The organism is Mariniflexile aquimaris (genome assembly GCF_042676825.1).
Lineage (GTDB): Bacteria > Bacteroidota > Bacteroidia > Flavobacteriales > Flavobacteriaceae > Mariniflexile > Mariniflexile aquimaris.
The window spans coordinates 130,695-155,702 of sequence record NZ_JBHTIB010000008.1; the positions used below are offsets into that span (position 1 = coordinate 130,695).

General features: G+C 34.4%; 21 protein-coding genes. 11 read left to right on the forward strand and 10 right to left on the reverse strand.

Features of this window, described 5'->3' with window-relative positions; translation table 11 throughout:
- The first annotated feature begins 100 nt into the window (after positions 1 to 100).
- Positions 101 to 2,059 carry a DNA primase gene (dnaG, locus tag ACFQ0I_RS05585; protein ID WP_379940212.1) on the forward strand — a complete coding sequence of 653 codons (1,959 nt, stop codon included), beginning with the start codon at positions 101 to 103 and terminating at the stop codon, positions 2,057 to 2,059.
- Here the strand turns inward: dnaG and ACFQ0I_RS05590 are convergent.
- On the reverse strand, positions 2,054 to 2,686 hold the full coding sequence (locus tag ACFQ0I_RS05590) for a response regulator (RefSeq protein WP_379940214.1): 633 nt from the start codon (positions 2,684 to 2,686) through the stop codon (positions 2,054 to 2,056). The genes dnaG and ACFQ0I_RS05590 overlap by 6 nt on opposite strands.
- Before the next feature lie 117 nt (positions 2,687 to 2,803).
- Positions 2,804 to 3,592, reverse strand: coding sequence for an NAD(+) synthase (gene nadE / locus ACFQ0I_RS05595; protein WP_379940216.1), 789 nt, complete (start codon positions 3,590 to 3,592; stop codon positions 2,804 to 2,806).
- Positions 3,593 to 3,683: 91 nt separating this feature from the next.
- On the opposite strand from nadE, the gene gldB reads away from it, so the two are divergent.
- Both gldB and gldC read left to right on the forward strand, forming a co-directional pair.
- Positions 3,684 to 4,646, forward strand: a complete 963-nt coding sequence (gene gldB, locus ACFQ0I_RS05600; RefSeq protein WP_449288674.1) for a gliding motility lipoprotein GldB — start codon at positions 3,684 to 3,686, stop codon at positions 4,644 to 4,646.
- Positions 4,646 to 4,984 carry a gliding motility protein GldC gene (gldC, locus tag ACFQ0I_RS05605; RefSeq protein ID WP_379940218.1) on the forward strand — a complete coding sequence of 113 codons (339 nt, stop codon included), beginning with the start codon at positions 4,646 to 4,648 and terminating at the stop codon, positions 4,982 to 4,984. Before gldB ends, gldC begins: the two co-directional genes overlap by 1 nt.
- 41 nt (positions 4,985 to 5,025) lie before the next feature.
- Here gldC and def read toward each other — a convergent pair whose 3' ends face one another.
- The 8 genes from def to ACFQ0I_RS05645 all read right to left on the reverse strand — a co-directional run bounded on the left by def (position 5,026) and on the right by ACFQ0I_RS05645 (position 13,785).
- Complete coding sequence (gene def, locus ACFQ0I_RS05610; RefSeq protein ID WP_379940220.1) at positions 5,026 to 5,652, reverse strand: peptide deformylase; 627 nt, start codon at positions 5,650 to 5,652, stop codon at positions 5,026 to 5,028.
- Positions 5,653 to 5,678: 26 nt separating this feature from the next.
- Positions 5,679 to 6,953 carry a rod shape-determining protein RodA gene (rodA, locus tag ACFQ0I_RS05615; RefSeq protein WP_379940222.1) on the reverse strand — a complete coding sequence of 425 codons (1,275 nt, stop codon included), beginning with the start codon at positions 6,951 to 6,953 and terminating at the stop codon, positions 5,679 to 5,681.
- 40 nt (positions 6,954 to 6,993) lie between these two features.
- Positions 6,994 to 8,976, reverse strand: a complete 1,983-nt coding sequence (gene mrdA / locus ACFQ0I_RS05620; protein ID WP_379940224.1) for a penicillin-binding protein 2 — start codon at positions 8,974 to 8,976, stop codon at positions 6,994 to 6,996.
- A complete protein-coding gene (locus tag ACFQ0I_RS05625; RefSeq protein WP_379940226.1) occupies positions 8,973 to 9,479 on the reverse strand; it encodes a rod shape-determining protein MreD in 507 nt (168 codons plus the stop codon). The genes mrdA and ACFQ0I_RS05625 overlap by 4 nt, the downstream gene beginning before the upstream one ends.
- Positions 9,472 to 10,296, reverse strand: coding sequence for a rod shape-determining protein MreC (gene mreC / locus ACFQ0I_RS05630; RefSeq protein WP_379940228.1), 825 nt, complete (start codon positions 10,294 to 10,296; stop codon positions 9,472 to 9,474). Before mreC ends, ACFQ0I_RS05625 begins: the two co-directional genes overlap by 8 nt.
- Positions 10,297 to 10,307: 11 nt before the next feature.
- Entirely contained in the window at positions 10,308 to 11,336 is a 1,029-nt protein-coding gene (locus tag ACFQ0I_RS05635) for a rod shape-determining protein (protein ID WP_132217861.1), read from the reverse strand.
- A 327-nt stretch (positions 11,337 to 11,663) separates the two neighbouring features.
- Positions 11,664 to 13,196, reverse strand: coding sequence for a bifunctional phosphoribosylaminoimidazolecarboxamide formyltransferase/IMP cyclohydrolase (gene purH / locus ACFQ0I_RS05640; RefSeq protein ID WP_379940230.1), 1,533 nt, complete (start codon positions 13,194 to 13,196; stop codon positions 11,664 to 11,666).
- 130 nt (positions 13,197 to 13,326) lie between these two features.
- Entirely contained in the window at positions 13,327 to 13,785 is a 459-nt protein-coding gene (locus ACFQ0I_RS05645) for a GAF domain-containing protein (RefSeq protein ID WP_379940232.1), read from the reverse strand.
- 94 nt (positions 13,786 to 13,879) lie between these two features.
- Between ACFQ0I_RS05645 and xrtF the strand changes: the two genes are divergently transcribed.
- From xrtF to ACFQ0I_RS05685, 8 genes are all read left to right on the forward strand, one after another.
- On the forward strand, positions 13,880 to 14,422 hold the full coding sequence (gene xrtF / locus ACFQ0I_RS05650; RefSeq protein ID WP_379940235.1) for an exosortase family protein XrtF: 543 nt from the start codon (positions 13,880 to 13,882) through the stop codon (positions 14,420 to 14,422).
- Positions 14,423 to 14,424: 2 nt separating this feature from the next.
- Positions 14,425 to 14,853 (forward strand): exosortase F system-associated membrane protein, encoded by a 429-nt coding sequence (locus tag ACFQ0I_RS05655; protein ID WP_379940237.1) that lies wholly within the window; start codon positions 14,425 to 14,427, stop codon positions 14,851 to 14,853.
- 58 nt (positions 14,854 to 14,911) lie between these two features.
- Positions 14,912 to 15,325 carry an HYC_CC_PP family protein gene (locus ACFQ0I_RS05660; protein ID WP_449288675.1) on the forward strand — a complete coding sequence of 138 codons (414 nt, stop codon included), beginning with the start codon at positions 14,912 to 14,914 and terminating at the stop codon, positions 15,323 to 15,325.
- 78 nt (positions 15,326 to 15,403) lie between these two features.
- On the forward strand, positions 15,404 to 17,899 hold the full coding sequence (locus ACFQ0I_RS05665; RefSeq protein WP_379940240.1) for a heavy metal translocating P-type ATPase: 2,496 nt from the start codon (positions 15,404 to 15,406) through the stop codon (positions 17,897 to 17,899).
- A gap of 5 nt (positions 17,900 to 17,904) precedes the next feature.
- Complete coding sequence (locus ACFQ0I_RS05670; RefSeq protein WP_379940242.1) at positions 17,905 to 20,181, forward strand: TonB-dependent receptor; 2,277 nt, start codon at positions 17,905 to 17,907, stop codon at positions 20,179 to 20,181.
- A 49-nt stretch (positions 20,182 to 20,230) separates the two neighbouring features.
- Positions 20,231 to 20,584, forward strand: a complete 354-nt coding sequence (locus ACFQ0I_RS05675; RefSeq protein WP_379940244.1) for a heavy-metal-associated domain-containing protein — start codon at positions 20,231 to 20,233, stop codon at positions 20,582 to 20,584.
- A gap of 152 nt (positions 20,585 to 20,736) precedes the next feature.
- Positions 20,737 to 22,950 (forward strand): S9 family peptidase, encoded by a 2,214-nt coding sequence (locus tag ACFQ0I_RS05680; RefSeq protein WP_379940246.1) that lies wholly within the window; start codon positions 20,737 to 20,739, stop codon positions 22,948 to 22,950.
- A 127-nt stretch (positions 22,951 to 23,077) separates the two neighbouring features.
- Entirely contained in the window at positions 23,078 to 24,943 is a 1,866-nt protein-coding gene (locus ACFQ0I_RS05685) for a DUF4139 domain-containing protein (protein ID WP_379940249.1), read from the forward strand.
- Positions 24,944 to 25,008: the final 65 nt, after the last annotated feature.

Consider the following 25,008-nt stretch of genomic DNA (forward strand, 5'->3'; position numbering starts at 1 on the left):
GTTGATACTTAAACGAAATTAACTCTTTTTTCTTACAAATACAAATTTCAAAAATCAATAGTTTATAATTATCTTTACATTCAAAAATAATTTTCCAAAATTGATTTCACAATCATCCATAGATCTAGTTTTTGAAACCGCTCGGGTAGAAGAGGTTATTGGCGATTTTGTAAATCTGAAAAAATCGGGCAGTAACTTTAAAGGCTTAAGTCCGTTTAGCGACGAGCGTTCACCAAGTTTTATGGTGTCGCCCGTTAAGCAGATTTGGAAAGATTTTTCCAGTGGCAAAGGCGGTAATGTTGTGGCCTTTTTAATGGAACACGAACATTTTACCTATCCGGAAGCTATAAAGTATCTTGCTAAAAAGTACAATATTGAGATAGAAGAAACAGAGCAAAGTAACGAGCAAAAAGATCAGGCAAACGAGCGCGAAAGTTTGTATTTGGTAAGTGAATTTGCAAGTTCGTATTTTCAGAAAATATTGCATAAAACAGACCAAGGAAGGTCGATAGGCTTAAGTTATTTTAAAGAGCGCGGATTTACAGAAGAAACTATAAAAAAATTCGATTTGGGTTACTCGCTTAACGAGTGGCAAGCGTTTACCGACGAAGCTTTAAAACAAGGCTACAATATCGATTATTTAGAGAAAACTGGCCTTACCATTGTTAAAGAAGATAAACGATTCGATAGGTTTAAGGGGCGCGTTATGTTTCCTATAAAAAGTATGAGCGGTCGTGTGTTGGGTTTTGGCGGGCGTATATTAATTAACGACAAAAAAGCGGCTAAATATGTAAACTCACCAGAAAGCGATATTTATCATAAAAGTAATGTTTTGTACGGTATTTTTCATGCCAAACAAAGTATTGCCAAAGAAGATAACTGTTATTTGGTGGAAGGATATACAGATGTTATTCAGTTTCATCAAACGGGAATAAAAAATGTGGTATCTTCTTCCGGAACTGCCTTAACATCAGAACAAATACGCCTTATAAACCGACTAACAAAAAACATCACAGTACTTTTTGATGGTGATGCGGCGGGTTTAAGAGCCTCACTTCGAGGTATCGACCTTATCTTAGAACAAGGTATGAATGTAAAGGTTTGTACATTTCCCGAAGGAGAAGATCCAGATAGTTTCGCGAAACAAAATACCCTTGAAGAGCTATCCATTTATTTAGAAAATAACGCCAAAGATTTTATACAATTTAAAGCCTCTGTGTTATACGAAGAATCTAAAAACGACCCTATAAAAAAGGCCGAAACGGTTCGCGAAATTGTTAATAGCATAGCTAAAATACCTGACCGAATTAAGAAGGAAATCTATATACAGGAGTGTGCCCGTATTATGGATATTAGCGAGGAAGTGTTATTTAGCACCCTTGCTCAAATTAATAAAAAGGAGTTTCAAGAAGAAAATAAACAATTTAAAAGCGAGCAAAAAGCATTTGAAGTTATTAGACATCAACAACCTGTAGAGAAAGTTAATGTTCAGTATATTTTAGAGAAAAAAATAATAGAAGTGTTATTGCTCTATGGGAACAAAACCGAACGTTTTGAAGATTTAGTTTTAAAAGAAAACGAGCAAGGAAATTTGGTATTAGAGCCAGTAGTTAATGAAGCTAAAGTATTCGAAAAAGTGTTTTTAGATTTGCAGGAAGATGAAATGGAATTTACGAATGCCAATTTTAAAACATTGTATTATACCATTATAGATAAGCTTAATCAAAACCCAGATTTCGAGCTTAAAAACTTTATTAATTCTGTCGATGCAGAAATGGGTAACGAAATATCACATATCTTAATGGAAGATGAGCGTTACACTTTAGATAACTGGCAGCGCATGAACATCTACCCAAAAGAAAAAATGCACAGTGTAGCACAATTGGTAAGCGAGACCATATTAAGTCTTCGCTGTTTTTTAATCGACCAAAAGGTTAAGGAGTTTCAGCAGGAAACATTACACAAAAAGATAGACACGAATAGAAATATACTTGAAGAAGTAAAAGACTATTCGGGTCTAAAAATGTTGTTGTCTAGAAAACTTAATCGTGTATTATAACAACGATTCGTTAAGTTTTGCTTGATTTACTAAATCAACTAAATTAGTAACTTTTAATTTACGCATTAAACGTGCTTTGTAAGTACTAACTGTTTTCTCGTTGATGTCTAGCTCTTTCGAAATTTCTTTGTTTTTTCTTCCAATAGTTAGAAGTTTTAAAACTTCTGCTTCTCTGGTAGAAAGTTTTTTGTAAAAAGTACCGCTTTTATTAACTCTGTTTCCAAAAGCTAATTGTTGCGTTAAATCGTTACTTAAATAAATACCGCCATCATTAACTTTTAAAATCGCTTCATTAATAGTTATTACATTAACCGATTTGTGAATAAATCCATGCGCACCAGCTTTTATGGCGTTAATGGCATACACTTCTTCTGGTTGTGCACTAAAAATAATGGTTTTAATGTTAGGGTAATCGTGTTTTAAGTGACGTAAAACTGTTAAGCCGTTTAATTTAGGTAGGTCGGCTTCAGTTAAAATAATGTCTACAGGGTTATTCTTGATGTATTCTAAAATGGCTTCGCCATTATCAACACTCGCTACAATTTTGATGTTTGACGAGGCCGAAAATAATACTTCAAGTCCTTTTCTTGTGATTGGGTGGTTGTCTGCTATTAATAATTTAATCATAATGTTTTTAAGCTTATATTTTATGGTTTATTGTTAGAGAGATAATTATTGAGAGATAATTATTTGAGAGAATAAGCTTGCTGCGAAAGTAGTAAATTTTTAAATAATATGCAAAAATTATAGTAAGTTCTTGGGAATTTCGCAAACAGGTATGGGAATCATTTTATGTTTGTTGGCGGAATTAAATCGTTTGTATATTTTAAAAACTTCCAGGTCTCTGCCACTAAAGTCTTCAGCCTTTTTGCCTGCATCATGCATTTTCATAGCCCATTCAAGTTCGGGATAAGTGGCGCCAATTTGGTCTTCGTCTGTTCTGTCGTCGCCCCATAAACCGTCTGTTGGAGCAGCTTTTATAATCTCATTATTAATACCTAAATGTTTTGCAATCGTGTAAACCTCAGTCTTAAGTAAATCCGCTATCGGACTTAAATCAACTCCGCCATCGCCATATTTGGTATAAAAGCCAACACCAAAATCTTCAACTTTATTACCAGTTCCTGCTACTAAATAACCGTTTAGTGCAGCAAAATAATATAAAGACGTCATACGTAATCGAGCTCTCGTATTTGCTAAAGACATAAAGCGATCTTCTTCGTTATCCACTTTAGGCAATGCAGCTACTAAACTATCGAAAACTGGCGTTAAGTTCACTTGAGTCATGCTAACTTTTGGATATTGCTTCTTTAACCAATCAATATGGTTTAATGCTCTGTTTACTTGAGATGGTGCCTGATGTATAGGCATTTCTAAGCAAAGAAGCGGGAATCCCGTTTTTGCACATAAGGTAGATGTTACGGCAGAATCTATACCACCAGAAATGCCAATAACAAATCCTTTAACACCTGCATTTGTAGCATAATCTTTTAGCCAGTTAACTATATAATTTATAACTTTTTCTGTATGCATAATAAATGAATTTAATTCTAAGAATAGTACCTTTGCTAACAAAAATAAACGAAACACTCAATTAATAAAAATTTATAGCCTTAAGTTTTGTATGAAAAATGTATTATTTTTTTTAGTTTTTACAATGTTGTTTTTTTCGTGTAAAAATGAGAGCAAATTAGAAAGTACAATAGCCAAGATTAATACAAAGGTTAAAGTAGAAAGATTCGATTTGTTATTTGCGAATATTACTTATAAAACGTTGCCGGATTTAAAAAAAGCATATCCGTTTATGTTTTCAGAAAAATATACGGATACCTTCTGGATTGCTAAAGTTTCAGATACTTTGCAAAGACATTTGTTTAAAGAAGTTGAAAAAACATTCGTAAATTTTGATGACACTCAACATGATATTGAATCTTTGTTCAATCATTTAAAATATAATTTCTCTGAATTTAATCCGCCAAGAGTTATCACTACAACAAGCGATGTTGATTATAGAAACCGGGTTATTGTAACCGATACGATTGTAGTAATTGGATTAGATAATTATTTGGGATCGAATCATGAGTTTTACGAAAATATTCCAAAATATATTCGTGAAGACTTAAAAAAGGAACAAATTGTAGTTGATTTAGCGGGTGCATATGCTGAAAGATATATTTATCAAACTCAAAGTAAAACCTTTTTAGATGAAATGATTTATTTTGGAAAGCAGCTATACTTTAAAGATGTGATGATTCCTTTTAAATCGGAAGCTTCTCGTATTGGCTATACCCAAGCGCAAATAGACTGGGCCATAGCCAATGAAAATGATGTTTGGCGTTATTTTGTAGAACGCGAATTGCTATTTAGTACCGACACCAAATTATCAGGACGGTTTATTACACCGGCGCCATTTTCTAAATTTTATCTAGAAGATATTGATGGCGAATCGCCAGGGCGTTTGGGTCAGTATATAGGTTGGCAAATTGTAAAGGCGTATATGGATCGTAATGAGGTGGAGTTAAAAGATATGTTAATTACAGATGCTGAAGAAATATTTAATAACTCGAAATTTAAACCGCGGAAATAATGTCTAAAAAAATATCTTCCAAAATTGAATTAAATGTTGAACTCGATGAAAATCGTATACCAGAAAAATTATTTTGGACTGCAGAAGATGGTGGCATCACTAATGAAGAAGCAAAAGCCATGATGCTTGCCGTTTGGGATTCTAAAGCACAAGAAACCTTGCGTATCGATTTATGGACAAAAGATATGCCTGTTGATGAAATGAAAGTGTTTTTTCATCAAACCTTGGTAGCTATGAGCGACACATTTAATAGAGCGACTCAGGATGAAAAAATGACAGCCACTATGAAAGATTTTTGTGATTATTTTGCTGAAAAGCTGGAGATTAAAAGAGATTAAACAAAAGTCAGGTCGGGCGTAGTCGAGACCTATTTACTTGTTTATTTTGTAGCATCATTTATTTCCTTTTCCAAATGGTCTAAATACAAAATACCATTTAAATGGTCTATTTCGTGCTGGAAAATAACCGCTGTAAACCCGTCCACAGTTTCACTTAAGTGTTCTCCTTGCATAGTATCATAACTTATAGAAATAAATAATGCTCGAGAATTTACAATGTCGGAGCGGTTTGGAATAGATAAACAGCCTTCTTTATATGTTTGTTTTTCTTCAGAATATTCAGAAATAATGGGGTTTAAGTAAACTTCAAACGGAAAATCCTCCTTGTCGAATCTTTGAACCCAAATAATATTCTTTAAAATCCCCACCTGTGGCGCAGCAATACCAACGCCTAAAGACGAACTATCTCTTACAGTTTTGTAGAGTCTGTTTACAAATTTTTGTAAAAGCTTGTCTTTCGGGTCTGCTTTAATATAGTCGCTTTTCGTTCGTAATAAGAGAGAATCCGTTTTACTTGTTATTTTAAAAACGCGCATAGATGTGAGCGAATCGGATGCATTAATAAGAGAAATCTGGTCTTTTGTAAAGGAATTAGATTTTGAGGCCTTTATCGCAGAACATCCGCAAAAAAGCAACAACAACAGACCAAGAGTATTGGTTGTTTTCATTAAAACAATTCGTTTTAAAGGTGTGGTTACCATTGGTTAATTCGTTCAGAATCCAATTTAATAAAAATAAATATTAAAATAGTAAATCCCCAAAGACCTGAGCCACCATAACTAAAAAGCGGCAACGGAATTCCAATAGTAGGAATAATGCCCATTACCATGCCGATATTTATAAAAAAGTGCATAAAAATAATGGATGCCACACCATAACCATACATGCGACTAAATTGCGATCGCTGTAATTCGGCTAAATGCAAAATTCGTAAGAGCAGCAAAATAAATACAATAACAACTGCAGTGCTTCCAATAAAGCCCCACTCTTCACCTACGGTACTAAAAATATAATCGGTATGTTGCTCTGGTACAAATTTCCCGGTAGTTCTGGTGCCTTCTAAAAAGCCTTTACCTCTTAAACCACCCGAACTTATAGCCTTTTCAGATTCATTTAAATTGTAAGCAATTGTTTTTTTCATCCGCTCCAATTTTATAGGGTCTTTTTCTAGACTTAGCCAAATCGTTATGCGGTCTTTTTGATGAAAAGGTAAAATGTTATCGTAGAAATATTTCACCCCAAGGGCTATTAAAATACTAATAATTATTAGTGAAATTGGCTGAATTAATAAAGGTTTTCTTCTTCTAGTAAAATGGTATCCTAGAATAAATACGGTAGATAAAATGGCAGTAATTAGCACGCCAAATTTTAAAGAAATAAGACAAATGGCTACTAGAACAGCGACAACAGTTAAATAAATTGGATTCAATCCTTCTCTATATAAAACAAAAATAAAGCATCCATAAACCAAGGTACTACCCGCATCTTTTTGCAACAAGACTAAAATGGCTGGAAGTGCTATAATTCCAAACACATAAAGTTGGTCTTTAATTTTATGAATATCGGTGTTTAAATCGCTTACGTATTTTGCAACCGCCAGTGCTGTTGCTGCTTTAGCAAATTCGCTTGGTTGCAAGGTCATGCCACCAATGCCATACCAAGAGGTAGCGCCATTCACACTTTTTCCAAACACAAAAAGGCCGACTAACGAGAGCATAGAAATAATGTAAATAACACTCGAAAAGCGTTCGTAAAACTTGGCTTCTATGGCTAAAATTAGAATAATTAACCCGACGGTTAAAAAGATAAACATAAGTTGTTTTCCGTATGGTTGCGAAAAATCGAAGTAATTTACAGTGTCGCCAGAGTGCGATGCCGAAACAATGTTTAACCAACCAAACCCCACAAGCAATAGGAAAAGAACAATGGTAATCCAATCAAATTTGTAATATCTACCTGCTTCTACCATCTTATTATTCAGCTTCTTTTTTTAAGTTTTTTAGTTTCATTTATAAATTAGCGCCTTGGTTCTTTTTTAGTTCTTCTGGATTACCCATTATTTTAATGTTAATCTGCTTTAATAGTTCTTTTAGGTGTTGGTATTCTTTTTCGTCAACTAATTCGAGTGTGGTATTCTTATTAATTCCAAAAGGCTTTCCAGAATAAGGCTTCGCGTACTCGTGTTCTAAGGTGTGCCATAAAATCCAGTCTTCCATATCTTTTCTGCTGGTTTCGCCTTTAGTAATATATTTCTCAATCATTAAACTGGCAATTTTACCAGCAAATCTGGCACCCCAGTAGCCGTTTTCAACAAATACAGCCATGGCAATTTTAGGGTTGTCTTTGGGAGCAAAAGCAACAAATATAGAATGGTCTGTTAGCTGCATGCGTACACCGTTAACTTTTACAAAGTTTTCGGCAGTTCCTGTTTTTCCACATATTTCAATACCCTTAATTTGAACACTCGCTGCCGTTCCATGATTATATACATCAAACATTCCTTGTACAATAGGTTCAAAATGTTCTTTGTTTATAGTTGTGTGTATAGGCGTCGTATATTTCGCATCTATGGTATGATCTTCGATATGTTTAATAATATGAGGGGTGTAATAATACCCGCGATTCGCAATGGCTGCGGACATATTTGCCAATTGTATAGGGGTTGTTAAAACCTCGCCCTGACCGATAGAATTTGATAAGTTAAAGGTGCTTCCCCATCTGTTTTTGCCATAAACTTGATCGTAGGTTTTACTGGATGGGATTTTACCTGGTTGCCCTACCGATAAATCGTTATTCAAATAATTGCCCAGACCGAAACTCTTAACGTGGTTGCTCCAAATATCCATGCCTTCGCTAGGTTTTTTCGTTTTATCAATGATGCGTCGATAAACATTGGCGAAATACGCATTACATGAGTTGTAAATACCTCCATTCATTGCTAACGGACTCGGGTGTCCGTGACAGCCCATTTTTCTTCCGCCATAGCTATATCCGTGGGCACAGGAAAATCTGTCTTCGGTAGTTACAACACCTTCTTGCAAGCCAATAAGTGCATTAATAATCTTGAATGGCGACCCTGGAGGATACATGGCTTGAAGTCCCCGATCGTACAATGGTTTATTGATACTGTCGTTATAGAGTTTTGAAAAATTAACCGAGCGTTGGCGACCGACTAATAAGTTTGGGTTATAGGTCGGAGTAGAAACCATTGCCAAAATCTCTCCTGTTGCAGGCTCGATAGCAATAATACCGCCATGCTTGTTTTGCATTAGGAGTTCGCCGTAAGCTTGTAAATTGGCATCGATAGTAATAGTAACATCGCTACCTGGCTTTGGTAAGGTGTCGAAAATACCATCTTTATAGGGGCCTAAATCTCTATTAAATCTATCTTTCTGAATAAATTTTATTCCCTTTACACCGCGCAGTGTTTTTTCATACGATAATTCAATTCCTTGTTTCCCAATTAAATCTCCCATCTTGTAATAAGGATCTCGGGCAATAATGGCATCATTAACTTCTCCAATATCACCTAGTACATTGGCACCAATGGTGGTTTCGTAATGTCTTAGGGAACGCTTTTGAATATAAAAACCTTCAAATTTGCGCATTTTTTCCTGTAAACTGGCGTAATCTTCTTTAGATAAATGCGGCACAAATACAGATGGCAGCCATGGTGAATAATGGTATGCTTTTTCAAAGATATTATCAAAAGTCTGTTTGGTAATTTTCAATAAAGAACAGAATTCTAAAGTATCGAAAGGTTTAACTTCTCGAGGAATAAACATAACATCATACGATGGTTGGTTCGATACCAGCAATTCGCCGTTTCTGTCGAACACAAAACCACGTTTAGGATAATCGTATACCTTTCGTATCGCATTATCTTCAAATAAGTTACGGCTTCCGCCTTCATAAATTTGAAGATAAAAAAGTCTTGATATAAAGATTAGCCCAACAACTCCGATAGAGATAACAAGCAAAAATCGTCTCATTTTGTTCTTTTACTAAATATAATGGTTATTAAAATAATTAATAAAATAGTAAAAATACTTGAATATAAGGTTTTTTGGAGGATCAAAGTTATTTTAGAAATGCTAAAAATTTCTAAATAAAATAAAACAAAATGATGTATCGCTGTAAGTATTGATATGTAGGTGAGTTTTTCTCCAAATTCAACCGTATTAAATTTTATGGTTTGATGTTCGTAAATCATTCCGAAAGAGAATTTTAAAATTACGGGTCGTATGTAGGCTACGAAAACACATGCAGCAGCGTGTATGCCACCGGTATCTGAAAATATATCGACCGATAAACCAATTAAAAAACTTAGAAATATAATAATAGCACGGTTGTTTTTTACAGGGAATAATGCAATAAACATTAAGTAGATATACGGATTTATATATCCTAAAAAATTAATATTATTAAACAGTAATACTTGTAATAAAACAAGTAAAATGAATCGGAAGGTATGTGTAAAAACAGAATTATTCATTAATGCTACTATTTAATAATTTATTAATTTCTGTGGCATCAATATTTTCAATGGTATAAACATGCTCGATATTCGTCATGTCATTGAAAAGTTTTATATTAATTTCATAATAATTTTCGGCGGCATCCAGTTTAAAATCATAAATGAGTCCAATTGGAATTCCTTTAGGGAAAATAGACGAACGGCCAGATGTTATTATGGTATCTCCTTTTTTTATTGGAGCAATTTTAGGCACATCGATTAGTTGAACAAAGTAGGGCGATTTAGCATTCCACGACAGGGTGCCAAAATGATTTGTTTTTTTTAACTGTGCACTTAGTTTGTTGGCAGTGTTTAAAACAGAAATAACCGTAGCGTAATGCTTGCTTGTTTTGTCTATTACCCCAACAATCCCTTTAGAACTTATTACTCCTAAGTCTTGTTTTAATCCGTCGTTTTTTCCTTTATTTAAAAGCAGTACGTTGTTGGCTCCAGAATAGGTATTTCTAATAACATTTGCCATAGTAAACTTGTAGGTTCCGCTATAAGTAATGGTATCTAAATATGTAGAATCTTTTTTGTTTTCAGCATTAAAAAGAATCATTTTTAAGCGATTGTTTTCTTCTGCTAACAACTGGTTTTGTGATTTTAAATTTAAATACCCCGTAAAGTTATTTACAGAACTATAGATGCCTCCGGTTAAAAAATTCGCAGAATTAAAAAACTTACTTTTATGGTAACTATGAGTTTCGATTGTGAAAACAAAAGCAATAGAAAACAGCAACAAGAATAACAAAAAGTTTTTGTTTCTTATTATGAAGTTAATAATTTGTTGCATGTTTTATAAGCCTATTTAATCAAAACGCTTTTATATTTCGCTAAATTTTTAAGAGTAATTCCGGTACCGCGTACAACTGCACGAAGCGGATCTTCGGCAATGTAAACAGGTAAATCTGTTTTTTGAGATAAACGTTTATCTAAACCGCGAAGCATCGAACCACCACCCGCTAAATAAATACCTGTATTATAAATATCGGCAGCTAATTCTGGTGGCGTTTGCGATAAAGTTTCCATAACCGCATCCTCTATACGTAAAATAGATTTATCTAAGGCCTTAGCAATTTCTCTAAACGAGATGGAAACTTGTTTAGGTTTGCCAGTTAATAAATCACGTCCTTGAACGCTCATATCTTCTGGAGGTAAATCTAAATCTTCCGTAGCAGCACCAATTTGAATTTTTATTTTTTCGGCAGTTCGCTCACCAACATATAAGTTGTGTTGTGTACGCATGTAGTAAACAATATCATTTGTAAATACGTCTCCCGCAATTTTAACCGATTTATCACATACAATTCCACCTAAAGCAATTACAGCAATTTCGGTAGTACCACCACCTATATCTACCACCATATTACCTTTAGGTTGCATAATATCAACCCCAATACCAATAGCCGCAGCCATCGGTTCGTGTATTAAATAAACCTCTTTTCCGTTAACACGCTCTGCACTTTCTTTTACCGCACGCATTTCCACCTCTGTAATTCCCGAAGGAATACAAACCACCATTCTAAGCGCTGGCGTAAAAAATTTCTTTTTTAACGCAGGTATATTTTTAATAAACATACTTATCATTTGCTCTGACGCATCAAAATCGGCAATAACGCCATCTTTTAGCGGACGAATGGTTTTAATATTTTCATGCGTTTTTCCCTGCATCAAACTTGCCTCTTGTCCAACGGCAATTATTTTTCCAGAAATTCTATCGCGAGCAACTATCGATGGTGCGTCAACCACAACCTTGTCGTTATGTATAATAAGAGTATTTGCAGTACCTAAATCTATTGCAATTTCTTCGGTTAAGAAGTCAAAAAAGCCCATAAGCTATAAGTGATATTAGAGGTTTTATAAACGGATTCCGTAAATGTAATAAAAGTTAATAAATATTTTAATGTTTAATAGGACTCTTATTTTTTTTAAAAGTCACTATTCAATTCTTTTCATGCGTTTTAGCACAACTTTTTGGGCGCTACCCTATCGGGTCGGGCTTTCCGTTACAAGTCCTCGCGCCCCTCGATACCTCGGGGGTCGCTGTGGGCTTTCCACTGCAATCCCTAGCGCAACCTATCAGCTAAAATCCAGCAATACCAACGTTTTTAATTATCAGCAAAAACCAGTTTTTAAGATTCCTGCTTTCGCAGGAATTTGTTAATGTTTAAAATGACGCGTTCCCGTCATAACCATCGCCACATTGTTTTCGTTGCAATAATCAATACTCAATTGGTCTTTAATAGAACCCCCTGGCTGAATAACCGCAGTTACACCAGCTTTTTTTGCAATCTCTACACAATCCGGAAACGGAAAAAATGCATCACTTGCCATAACAGCACCATTTAAATCAAACTTAAAGGTTTTAGCTTTATGGATAGCTTGTTCTAACGCATCTACACGACTGGTTTGTCCTGTTCCGCTAGCCAATAATTTTTTGTTTTTCACTAAAACGATGGTATTCGATTTGGTGTGTTTGCAAATTTTAGAAGCAAAGATCAAATCATCTAACTCATTTTTTGTCGGTTTATTGTTTGTAACATACTTTAAACCTTCAATAGTATCGGTAACATTATTTCTGTCCTGAACTAAAATACCATTTAAACAACTTCTTACGTTGGTTTGTGGTAATTCAACATCATTTAAAATTAAAATGATTCTGTTCTTCTTTCCTTTTAAAATTTCTAAAGCTTCGGCATTGTACGAAGGTGCAATGATAACTTCACAAAACAGACTGCTAATTTCTTCGGCAGTTGCTTTGTCAATTTCTGTATTACTTATTAACACGCCACCAAACGCAGAAACTGGGTCGCCAGCCAACGCGTCTACATAAGCTTGGTGAATGGTGTTACTTTGAGCAAAACCACAAGCATTGTTATGTTTTAAAATAGCAAATGTTGGCGCTTCACCCTTAAATTCGTTTATTAAGTTTACAGCGGCATCAACATCTAATAAGTTGTTGTAACTTAATTCTTTACCGTTTAGTTTTGTAAACATGGCATCAAAATCGCCAAAGAAAAATCCTTTTTGGTGCGGATTTTCACCGTAACGCAATACGTTACCATTAGTTTCGCTTATTTTTAAAACCGTTTCTTCATTATTTTTGTTGAAGTAGTTAAAAATAGCAGTATCATAATGCGATGATACATTAAAAGCTTTAGCTGCAAAACGCTTTCTGTTTTCTAAAGAAATGCTTCCGTTGTTTTCTGAAATCAGATTTAAAAACTCAGCATAATCATCTACAGAAGCTACACAAATAACATCGGCATAATTTTTAGCTGCAGCGCGAATTAACGAAATACCACCTATATCAATTTTTTCAATAATATCTTGTTCGCTAGCGCCAGAAGCGACTGTTTTTTCAAACGGATATAAATCAACGATAACCACATCTATTTGAGGGATTTCAAATTCCTCTAACTCTTTAATATCGCCGGCATGGTTTTGTCTGTTTAAAATACCACCAAATACTTTTGGGTGTAATGTTTTTACGCGACCGCCAAGAATAGATGGGTACGATGTAATTTCTTCTACAGGAACCACATCAATACCTAAGTTGTTAATAAAAGTTTCGGTGCCACCGGTAGAATAAATAGTTACCCCTTGCTCGTTTAGTTTTTTAACAATAGGCTCTAAACCGTCTTTACTGAATACCGAAATTAATGCTGATTTTACTGTTTTTTCGTTGCTCATTTTAGTTGTGTCATAATAAGTTGCAAAAGTAGTTATTTCAACTAGAATACAACTGTTTAAAAAGCAAAAAACAAGGCTAGTTTTTAACTAAATCTTCGAATTATTAACAAGATTTTTAAAATACTTAAATTTAGTTAAGTATTGTAGCTACTTGAGCACAAACATATTCTAAAAACCGCTCGTCTTTTTCTGTAAAAGGGTCGGGTGTATTAGAGTCGATATCTATCTGCCCAATGTTTTCGCCATTCACAAAAATAGGCACTACAATTTCTGCTTTTACGGTGATGCTGCAGGCTATATAATTATCTTGTGCCGTTACATCGGGCACTACAAAATTTTGGTTGCTAACGGCTACTTGTCCGCAAATACCTTTTCCAAAAGGAATTACGGTATGGTCTGTTGGAGCGCCAACATATGGTCCTAAAATAAGCTCCTCTTTTTTGCCATTTCTAAAGTAAAAACCCACCCAATTGTAATAAGGAATATGTGTTTCTAGTAGTTCGCAAATATTTAAAAGACGCTCGTTTACTGGTTTTTCAGTATTTAAAACGATGGTATCTACTAAGGGTTTTAGTTGTTCAAAAGTCATAAAATCAAAAAGTTTTGGTAAAAGTATTTAAAAAGCCATGAATTATATATTTGGAATGCATAATTTTAACCATCTAAACTAAAATTTGTTTTGTTTGAAGGCACTTTTTGTAAAATACAAATTAGTTATCAAGTTTATCGCGACGTTTTTACTTGTTTATATAAGCTTGTCGGTGGTATATAAGTTTTACTTGCAATTTTCGGATGGGTCTAAATTTTATCCGGATTACATGACGCATTTAGTAGCAAAACAAACCGAAGCCTTATTAAATGCATTTGGATATAATGCGCAAATATTACCGCATCCAGATGAGCCATCTATGAAACTATATTTAAATAATACGTTTTTGGCTCGGGTTATTGAAGGGTGTAATTCTGTTAGTGTAATTATTTTATTTGTCTCTTTTATTGTTGCTTTTGCTACAAAATTTAAAACGACTTTTTTATACATACTTTCGGGTAGCGTTTTAATATATTCTGTGAATTTATTACGAATTGTGTTTTTAACAATAGGATTGTATCATTATCCTAATCAGCAGGATGTTTTTCATACGGTTGTTTTTCCTGCTATTATTTACGGATTGGTATTTTTATTATGGGTATTTTGGGTACGTCGATTTTCTAAAATAAGTAAATAGCCATGAAAAATTCGTTTAAATATATACTGCTTTTTCTGTTGTTTTCATTGTTGATTTTAATTCGTGTTTTTGAAGATGAATTGTTTTACGACCCGTATTTAATGTTTTTTCAAAACGACTATTTGTATATTGATAGTCCGCGTCGCGAAGTTTTAAAAGTGACTTTATTTACAACGCTTCGGTATGTGTTAAATAGTGCTATTTCATTAGGAATTTTATATGTTATTTTTAAAGATAAAAGCATCATAAAATTCTCGGCGATTATTTTTGCTTTAGCTTTTGTAATACTCATTGCTATTTATTTGTACTTCGTGGTTAACCCAAGACAAGAAGACTACTATTTGTTTTTTAATGTGCGTCGTTTTATCATTCAACCCATAATTTTAATGGTGCTGCTTCCTGCCTTTTATTATCACAAACTAAAGAGTTAAAGTGTTAATCATTATTTAAAAGCAGGGTTAAGATCTTGATTTTTTGTATTTTTGCAGCGTGATAAAACAATTTGTACATAAAAGTTTCTCAGTGCTCTTAGCATTACTTGTATTGTTTTCAACAGTATCATTTACTATTGAAAAGCATTTTTGTGGTGATGTTTTAGTAGATGTGGCTGTGTTTTCTGAAGCCCAAAAATGTGGCATGGAAGCTTATGAAAAAGATCAAGAAGCTATCACAAAAAAGTCTTGTTGTAAAGATGAAATGAATGTTGTGCAGGGTCAAAAGGAATTGAAACATGCTACTTTTGACGATTTAGATTTTCAGCAACAATTATTTATAACTTCATTTACTTATACCTTTATTAATCTTTTTGAAGGATTACCAAATTTAATAATACCTCATAAAGATTACTCTCCACCAAACTTGGTTGCCGATATTCAGGTTTTAGACCAGGTTTTTATAATTTGATACTATTTTAGTTTGTCCTTTGCGAGTGGGTTCCTGTCTGCGCAGGAATGACAAGTTAATTTAATATCAAAAAAAATCATGAAACATACATATCATATACATGGAATGTCCTGTAACGGTTGCAGGAGTCATGTTGAAGAAACGCTTTCAAAAGTGAAGGGTGTTACAAAAGCATCTGTTAATTTAGAAAAAGCCGAAGCTGTTCTGGAAATGGCATCTCATATTCCAATTGAAACATTTCAAGAGGCTTTAAAAAACGATGGAGGAAGCTATAGTATTCATAACCATGGAGACCATCATCCTTCCACAGAAAAAAAAGAAGAAAAACCTAAAGGTAAAGGCACAGGAATCTTTTATTGCCCCATGCATTGCGAAGGTGAAAAAACATATAATCAGTCTGGAGATTGTCCCGTATGCGGAATGGATTTGGTGGAAGAGCGAACAATTGCCTCTGCAAGTGTGCAATTTACTTGCCCCATGCATCCCGAAGTCGTAAAAGATGAACCTGGTTCTTGCCCTATTTGCGGCATGGATTTAGTGGCATTAGAAGCCGCGGTTTCAGAAGAAGATAAAACCTTTAAAAAATTATTAAAAAAGTTCTGGATTGCAGTGGCGTTTACATTGCCTATTTTTTTGATAGCGATGTCCGAAATGATAAGCGGTAATCCGTTATACCATATTCTAGACCAAAAATATTGGAATTGGATTCAGTTTACATTGTCTATTCCAGTGGTGTTTTATGCAACCTGGATGTTTTTTGAACGTGCCTGGGCATCCTTAAAAACCATGAACCTAAATATGTTTACATTAATTGGTATTGGTTCTGGAATTGCCTGGGTGTTTAGTGTGTTTGCCATGTTATTTCCGGATGTGTTTCCCGAAGCATTTAAAACATCACACGGCAATGTGCATGTTTATTTTGAAGCGGCCACGGTTATTTTAACGCTGGTTTTATTAGGACAACTATTGGAAGCAAGAGCACATAGTCAAACCAGTGGTGCTATAAAGGAATTGCTAAAATTGGTGCCTTCCACAGCAACTTTAGTTGATGATGGAAAAGACAGCGTTATTGCCATCGATAAAATTCAGCAAGGAAATTTATTAAGAGTAAAACCTGGGGAGAAAATCCCGGTAGACGGTGTTATTGTTGAAGGCGGAAGTAGTGTCGATGAATCGATGATTTCTGGTGAACCTATTCCGGTTGATAAGTCAGTTGGTGATCAAGTGAGTTCTGGAACGATTAATGGCAACAAATCATTCATTATGAAAGCCGAAAAAGTAGGTTCTGAAACCTTGCTTTCTCAAATTATTCATATGGTAAATAATGCAAGTCGTTCTAAAGCACCCATTCAGAAATTAGCAGACAGAATTTCAAAATATTTTGTTCCCATTGTTTTACTGGTATCGGTCATCACGTTTATTGCTTGGTCTATATTTGGTCCAGAACCCGCTTATGTTTTTGCATTTGTTAATGCCATAGCGGTATTGATTATTGCGTGTCCGTGTGCCTTAGGGCTGGCCACACCCATGTCTGTTATGGTGGGCGTTGGTCGAGGCGCACAATCTGGTGTATTGATAAAAAATGCAGAGGCTCTAGAAAAAATGAATAAAGTTGACACGCTTATTGTTGATAAAACGGGAACTATTACTGAAGGTAAACCATCGGTTGAAAAAGTTATTTCTACAGCTAATCTTGATGAAGAGACTTTGCTTCAATATATTACTTCGCTAAATCAGTATAGCGAACATCCTCTAGCTGAAGCTGTTGTAAATTATGGCAAATCGAAGCATATTTCAATTACTAAAGCGAGTGATTTTGAAACCATTGCTGGAAAAGGGGTTGTTGGAATCGTTGGAAGTAATAAAATAGCCTTAGGCAATGCAAAGTTGATGGAGCAATTATCAATTTCAATTTCCGAAGATTTATTCAAAAAAGTAGAAAACGAACAACAACAAGGAAAAACAGTTTCTTATATCGCAGTTGATAATGCTGCCGTTGGATATGTTACCATTTTTGATGCTATTAAAATAACCAGTAAACAGGCTATTCAAGAATTGCAATATTTAGGTGTTGATGTAATTATGCTAACGGGCGATAATACAAACACAGCAAAAGCCGTAGCAGAGCAGTTAAATTTAAAACACTATAAAGCGGAATGTCTTCCAGAAGACAAGTTAAACGAAATTAAAAAACTTCAAAACCAAGGAAAAACTGTTGCCATGGCGGGCGACGGTATAAACGATGCGCCTGCATTAGCGCAATCAGATGTTGGTATTGCTATGGGAACTGGCACCGATGTGGCTATTGAGAGTGCATCAATTACGCTGGTAAAAGGCGATTTGCAAGGCATTGTTAAAGCAAAGAAACTAAGTCATGGCGTTGTTAAAAATATTAAGCAAAATCTGTTTTTTGCTTTTGTTTACAATGTTTTAGGAGTACCCATTGCTGCAGGCGTATTATATCCAGTTTTTGGTTTGTTATTATCACCAATGATTGCGGCATTGGCTATGAGTTTTAGCTCGGTTTCTGTAATTACCAACGCTTTGCGATTAAGAAAAATAAACATCAATTAAAAAGAATGAAAAATCTATTATATATATTATTAATGCTTCCTGCCGTATACTTTTCACAGGAAAAAATTACGGGTATGATTATGGAAGCTAACGAACAAAACGAACACAGAGGTTTGGCAGGGGCAAATGTTTACTGGCTTAATACCAGCATTGGTACGGTAACAGATATCGATGGGAAGTTTAGTCTTTCCTACGCTAAAGAACGCACAAAACTTGTAATAAGTTATGTGGGTTTTAAGACGGATACCTTAAGCATTACAAAACCACAGATGGTGCATCACTGGTTGCAACCTATCGATAATTTAGATGCGGTAACAATTACATCAAGAAAACAAGCCACATCAAAATCGTATTTACAATCGGCAAACGTCTTTACGGTTAGTAGCGACGAACTTTTAAAAGCAGCATGTTGTAATCTGTCTGAAAGTTTTGAAACCAACCCGTCTATCGATGTGAATTTTGCCGATGCGGTTACGGGTACAAAACAAATTAAAATGTTAGGATTAACAAGTCCGTATATTTTAATTGCTACCGAAAATATCCCCTCAATTCGAGGTGCATCACAAGCATTTGGGTTGAGTTTTATTCCAGGAACTTGGGTAGAAAGTATTCAAATTACCAAAGGTGCAGGAAGTGTTGTGAATGGTTACGAAAGTATCGCAGGCCAAATAAATGCCGAATTAGTTAAGCCTTCAACCGACGATAAATTGTTTGTAAATCTGTACACAGGAAGCAATCAGCGTTTAGAATTAAACACACACGTTAATACGGAGTTAAGCGAAAAGTGGCACACGGGGTTGTACCTACATGGAAGCACGCTTAATGAAGCACACGATGTGAATGATGATGGTTTTTTAGACATGCCAAAGTACAAGCAAATAAATATTATGAATCGCTGGCAGTACACCAATCCCCAAAAAGGCTTCGTAAGTTTTATAAACTTAAAATTCTTAAATGATGAAAAGCAAGCAGGAGAAATAGACTTTAATCCTGAAACCGATAAATTAACAAACAATGAACCTGTACTGAGCGGAGACGAAGTGTGGGGAAGTGAAATTGATACGCGGCGTTATGAGGTGTCGGCTAAATTAGGCTATGTAAACCCAGAAGTGCCATGGCAAAGTTTAGGGGTTCAAACGGCTTTTAGTAGTCATAAACAAGACTCTTATTTTGGTTTAAAGCAATATGATATTTTGCATAACAGTTTGTATTCTAATATTATTTACAATTCTATTATTAGCGATTCTAGGCACAAAATAAAAACAGGAATAAGTTATACCTACGATCATTACGATGAGTTTTTAGTTACGCCCAATTTAAATTCAGATTACGAACGAACCGAGCGGTCTGTGGGTGCTTTTTTTGAATACAATTACGACAATTTAGATAAATTGAATCTAACAGCTGGTGTGAGAATCGATGAGCATAATTTATTAGGAACCTTTGTAACACCCAGAATTCATGCCCGTTATACACCTTGGGAAAAATCAGCCTTAAGAGCGTCTATAGGTCGTGGTAAACGCAGCGCGAATATTTTTGCCGAAAACCAGAATATGTTTTCAACTTCAAGAGACATTAACATTTTAAATACAGCAGGAAAGGTTTACGGACTAGATCCAGAAATTGCATGGAATTATGGTGTTTCTTACCTGCAAGGGTTTAATCTTTTTGGAAGAAAAGCCGATATTACACTAGATTACTATAAAACCGATTTTACAAACCAAGTGGTGGTTGATTTTGAAAATCCTCAAGAAGTTAATTTTTATAACCTTGACGGAAAAAGTTACGCAAACAGTTTTCAAACAGAAGTAAATTATAATGCATTCGAAAATTTTGATGTTCGTTTGGCATACAAGTATTACGAAGTCAAAACCCAATATAATTCCGGTTTACTAGAAAATCCACTTACGCCAAAACATCGGTTATTTGCTAATGCGTCTTTCGAAACTCACATACGCGAAGGCGCCACTGGATATTGGAAATTTGATGCTACTTACAATTGGTTGGGTAAGCAGCGGTTTTCATCTACAGAAACAAATGCATCTGCATTTCAACTGCCTGAATATACACCAACCATCGGCACTTTAAATGCCCAAATAACAAAAGTGTTTTCTAACAGATTTGAAGTATATTTAGGCGGAGAAAATATCACTAATGTGAAACAAACCAATCCGATTTTAGATGCTGAAAATCCTTTTGGTTCAAATTTTGATACTACTTTTGTGTATGGCCCAATATTTGGAAGCATGTATTACGCAGGATTAAGATTTAAAATAAAATAGAAATTGTTTAACTAAAAAAGAAATTCCCGTTTTAGCGGGAACTAGAATTATGAAAAAACTAATAATTGTATTTACCGTATTAATGGCAACGGCAACATTCGCACAAAACAAAAACGCCAAAGCAACCTTAGAAGTAGATGGCGTTTGTTTAATGTGCAAATCGAGAATCGAAAAAGCTTGTTTAGGCACTAAAGGTGTAAAAAGCGCTAATTGGGATGTGAAAACGCATCAGTTAAGTTTGTTTTTCGACGAAAATAAAACCAACTTAAAAACCATTCAAAAGAATATAGCGGCTGTTGGGCACGATACCAAAGGCCTAAAAGCAACCGACGAAGCATATGCAACGGTACACGGATGTTGTAAATATCGCGATGACGATGTAAAAGACGATCATAAAGATTAAAATTCAATAAAGTAAAATTTAAACCCAAGCAATTTGTTTTGGGTTTTTTTGTTTTTAGAGATGTCTTAAGATTCTGTTAAACGCTTCGAAAGTTATAGCAGAATTGAATAAAAATAGTAATATTGAGAAACTTTCAAATTAAACACTAGTATATGCGTATTTTCAAATTTAAGAGGGCATTTAAATCGGTATTGGTTGTAGCCTTTTTTGTTTTTATTTCAGTTAAAAGTTATTCTCAGGGCTCTTTTAAATGGTCTAACGATGGGAATTCTTATTATAAAATTCAAAGCGAAGGCATAGTTCAATATACCTTGCCTACCAACGATTATAAAATACTTTTTTCAAAAGAACAATTAACTCCGGCAGGGAGCAAAACACCTTTAAATGTTAGTTATTTTGACATATCAGATGATGAGCAAAAAGTATTGCTATTTACAAATACCAAACGTGTTTGGCGCATTAATACCAGAGGCGATTATTGGGTGTTAAATATTGCTTCGGGCAAGTTGCAGCAACTGGGTGTAAATTTACCCGAATCGTCGCTTATGTTTGCTAAATTATCTCCCGATGGTACACAGGTAGCATATGTAAGTGGTAATAATATTTATGTGGAAGATTTAAGCAGCTCTAAAGTAAAAGCACTTACAACCGATGGAACGTCTACCTTAATTAACGGAACTTTCGATTGGGTTTATGAAGAAGAATTTTATTGTCGCGACGGATTTCGATGGAGTCCAGACAGTAAATCGATTGCCTATTGGCAAATTGATGCGAGCAAGACCAAAACCTTTTACATGGTAAATAATACCGATTCTATTTACTCTAAAATTATTCCAATTGAATACCCAAAAACAGGAGAAACGCCTTCAGCTTGTAAAGTTGGCGTGGTAACTATTGATGATGCCAAAACCACATGGATGCAAATTCCTGGTGATGCACGTCAACATTACTTAGTGCGCATGGAATTTATTCCTTCAACCAAAAAATTATTAATTCAGCAATTAAACAGAAAACAAAATCATAGTAAACTGTTTATCGCTGAGCCAAACACAGGAACTTCAAAAGTAATTTACGAAGAAAAAGATGCGGCATGGATTAATGTGCATGTGCAAGAAAATTTAAAATATGGCGTGTATTTCACCAATAATTTTAATTGGCTAAATAATGGCGATAATATATTATGGGTTACCGAAAAAGATGGTTGGAGACATTTATACAACGTATCGCTAACAGGAAACAAGGAACAACTTATTACCAACGGTGCGTATGATTTTATCGATTTAAAAAACATCGATTACAAAAATAATCAGGTGTATTTTATGGCGTCGCCAGACAATGCTACGCAAAATTATTTGTACAAAACCAAGCTAAATGGCAAAGGTTCTTTAGAATTGGTTAGTCCGAAAACTTTAAAAGGAACACACGATTATAATGTGTCGCCCACAGGAACATTCGCCACACATTCTTTTTCTAATAATTTCACAAAAGCTGCGGCTGAATTGATATCGTTTCCTAACCATAAACCAATAAATGAAGCGTATGGTATTGAAGCTAATTTAGATAAACTGGAAGAAGCCAAAAAAGTAGAATTTATAAAAGTAACTACGGTTGATGGTGTAGAAATGGACGGATGGATGGTAAAACCTACCAATTTTGATGCTACCAAAAAATATCCGGTAGTATTTTATGTGTATTCAGAACCTGGTTCAACTACGGTAACGGACGAATATGGCGCAGGAAACAATAGAAATTACATTGGCAATATGGCCGATGACGGGTATATTTATATTTCTTTAGACAACCGCGGAACACCAGCACCAAAAGGTAGAGCTTGGCGAAAAAGCATTTATAGAAAAATAGGGCAAGTAAATATTCACGACCAAGCCATGGCTGCTAAAGAAATCTTGAAATGGGATTTTGTAGACCCAGAGCGCATTGCTGTTTGGGGATGGAGTGGTGGCGGTTCTGCGACTTTAAATTTAATGTTTCAGTATCCAGAAATTTATAAAACAGGTATATCTGTGGCGCCGCTTACAAATTTATTGACCTACGACAATGTATACCAAGAGCGTTTTATGGGCTTGCCACAAGAGAATATGAACGATTATTTAAAGGGCTCGCCGATTACTTATGCCAAAAATTTATCGGGTAATTTGTTACTGATTCATGGCACCGGCGATGATAACGTGCATTACCAAAACACCGAATTGTTAATAAACGAATTGGTGAAATATAACAAACAATTTCAATTAATGTCTTATCCAAATCGGACTCACGGAATTCGAGAAGGCGAAGGAACAACCAAACATTTAAACACCTTGTTCACGAATTATTTGAAAATGTATTGCCCACCAGGAGGTAAATAAAAAATATCAAACAGATTAAAAAAACTCCAAAGTAAAAGGCTTTGGAGTTTTTTTGTGTAATTGATTTGCTCTGTGAGAAAAATACACTAAATTCGAATAACAACAAAAAGACAAAAGTATCAAGCAAATGAAAAAATTATTGATTTTAATGCTTTGCTTAATTGGAAGCAAAACCTACTCACAAGAAATTGCTGAGAAGAAAGTTATAACCGAAGTTAATGAAGTAACTGTTTTTATTAGTGATGCACAAATTACTAGGAAAAAATCGGTTGAATTAAAACAGGGCATAACCATATTAAAATTCATTAATTTATCACCGTTTATAGATGCTAAAAGTATTCAAGTAAAAGCTAGTGGCGATATCACAGTTTTATCTGTCAACCATCAACAAAATTATATCGATAAGCTTGAAAAACAACAAGAATTGTTGGATTTAGAATCGAAATTTCAAGGACTTGAAAATAAAATTAATCTTGAAAAAACCTATTTAGATATACTTAAAGAAGAATTGGTGTTTTTACAAGAAAATAGAGCAATTGGGGGGAAAAATCAGGAATTGAGTGTTACAAACTTAAAGGAAGCTTCTAATTTTTACAGTACTAAATTAACTTCTTTAAAGCTTAAGGAGATTGAGATTAACAACAGGTTGCATGATTTATATAAATCTAAATCAGATTTAGACAATCAGATAAAAACCATTACAAGTAAAAGAGATTTTCCTAATGGCGAAATATTGGTTAAAGTTGATGCCAAAAACTATACAAAAGCAAATTTCGAACTGTCTTATTTAGTGGGTAATACAGGTTGGTTTCCAACGTACGACATCAGAGCCAAAAATGTAAACTCACCCATTGATATTATTTACAAAGCAAATATTAAACAAGACACAAAAGTTGATTGGAATAATGTTAAATTAAAATTATCATCGGCAAACCCTAATGTTTCTGGCGTTGCTCCAGAATTAAGAACGTACTTTTTAAACTATAATTCATTACCTCCTAGTTATAATATTACCTCTAATGAGGTTAGAGGCAAGGTGGTAGACGAGGCACAATTACCACTTCCTGGAGTAAATGTTATAGTAAAAGGCAGCACCATTGGTACAACCACAGACTTTGATGGTAATTATTCCATTACCATACCTAATAATTCAAGCCAATTGGTGTTTTCATATATTGGGTATGTAAGCCAAACTTTAGCTGTAACGAACTCTAATTTAAATGTGTATTTAAAAGAAGATAATCAAACTTTAGACGAAGTTGTTGTGGTTGGATATGGAAGTAGTAAAAGAAAATCTATATCTTCAACTTTAGATAGTAAAGTCCCAGGATTGCGAATACAAGAATCGAGCAGTCTTCAAATTCCTTCAGAGCAAGTTGTAAAACAAACTACAATAGATTTTGAAATAGACATTCCCTATTCTATAAAATCAGATAATAAAAGTTATGCTGTAGATATGGTGGGCTACAATCTGCCGGCAGAATACAAATATTATTGTGTTCCTAAAATTGATAAAGATGCTTTTTTAATTGCGAATATTTCAGATTGGGAAAAATATAATTTGCTGGAAGGCGAAGCAAATATATTTTTTGAAGACACGTATATTGGTAAAACCTTGTTAGATGTTAGGTACGCAAGTGATACTTTAAAGATTTCTTTAGGGCGCGATAAAAATGTGACTGTAAAGCGTGAAAAAGTAAAAAACTTCACTACAAAACAGTTAATTGGAAGTAAAAAAGAAGAAAACAGAGTTTGGTCAATAGATGTGAAAAATAATAAAAAGCAAAAAATAGATATGATTATTTTCGATCAGGTTCCAGTATCTACATTAGAAGAAATTAAGGTTGATGTTTTAGAAATTTCGGGCGCAAAACACAATGTTGAAACGGGCGAAATTAAGTGGGATTTCTCGATTAATCCGAATGAGCTTAAAAAATTTGAGTTAAAATATTCAGTAAAATATCCAAAGAATCGCAATTTGATTATTGAATAAAATGTTAGCGACCAAGCCGAATTATTAAAAAGCTACACTTCATAAGGAAGCTAGTTAACGATAAA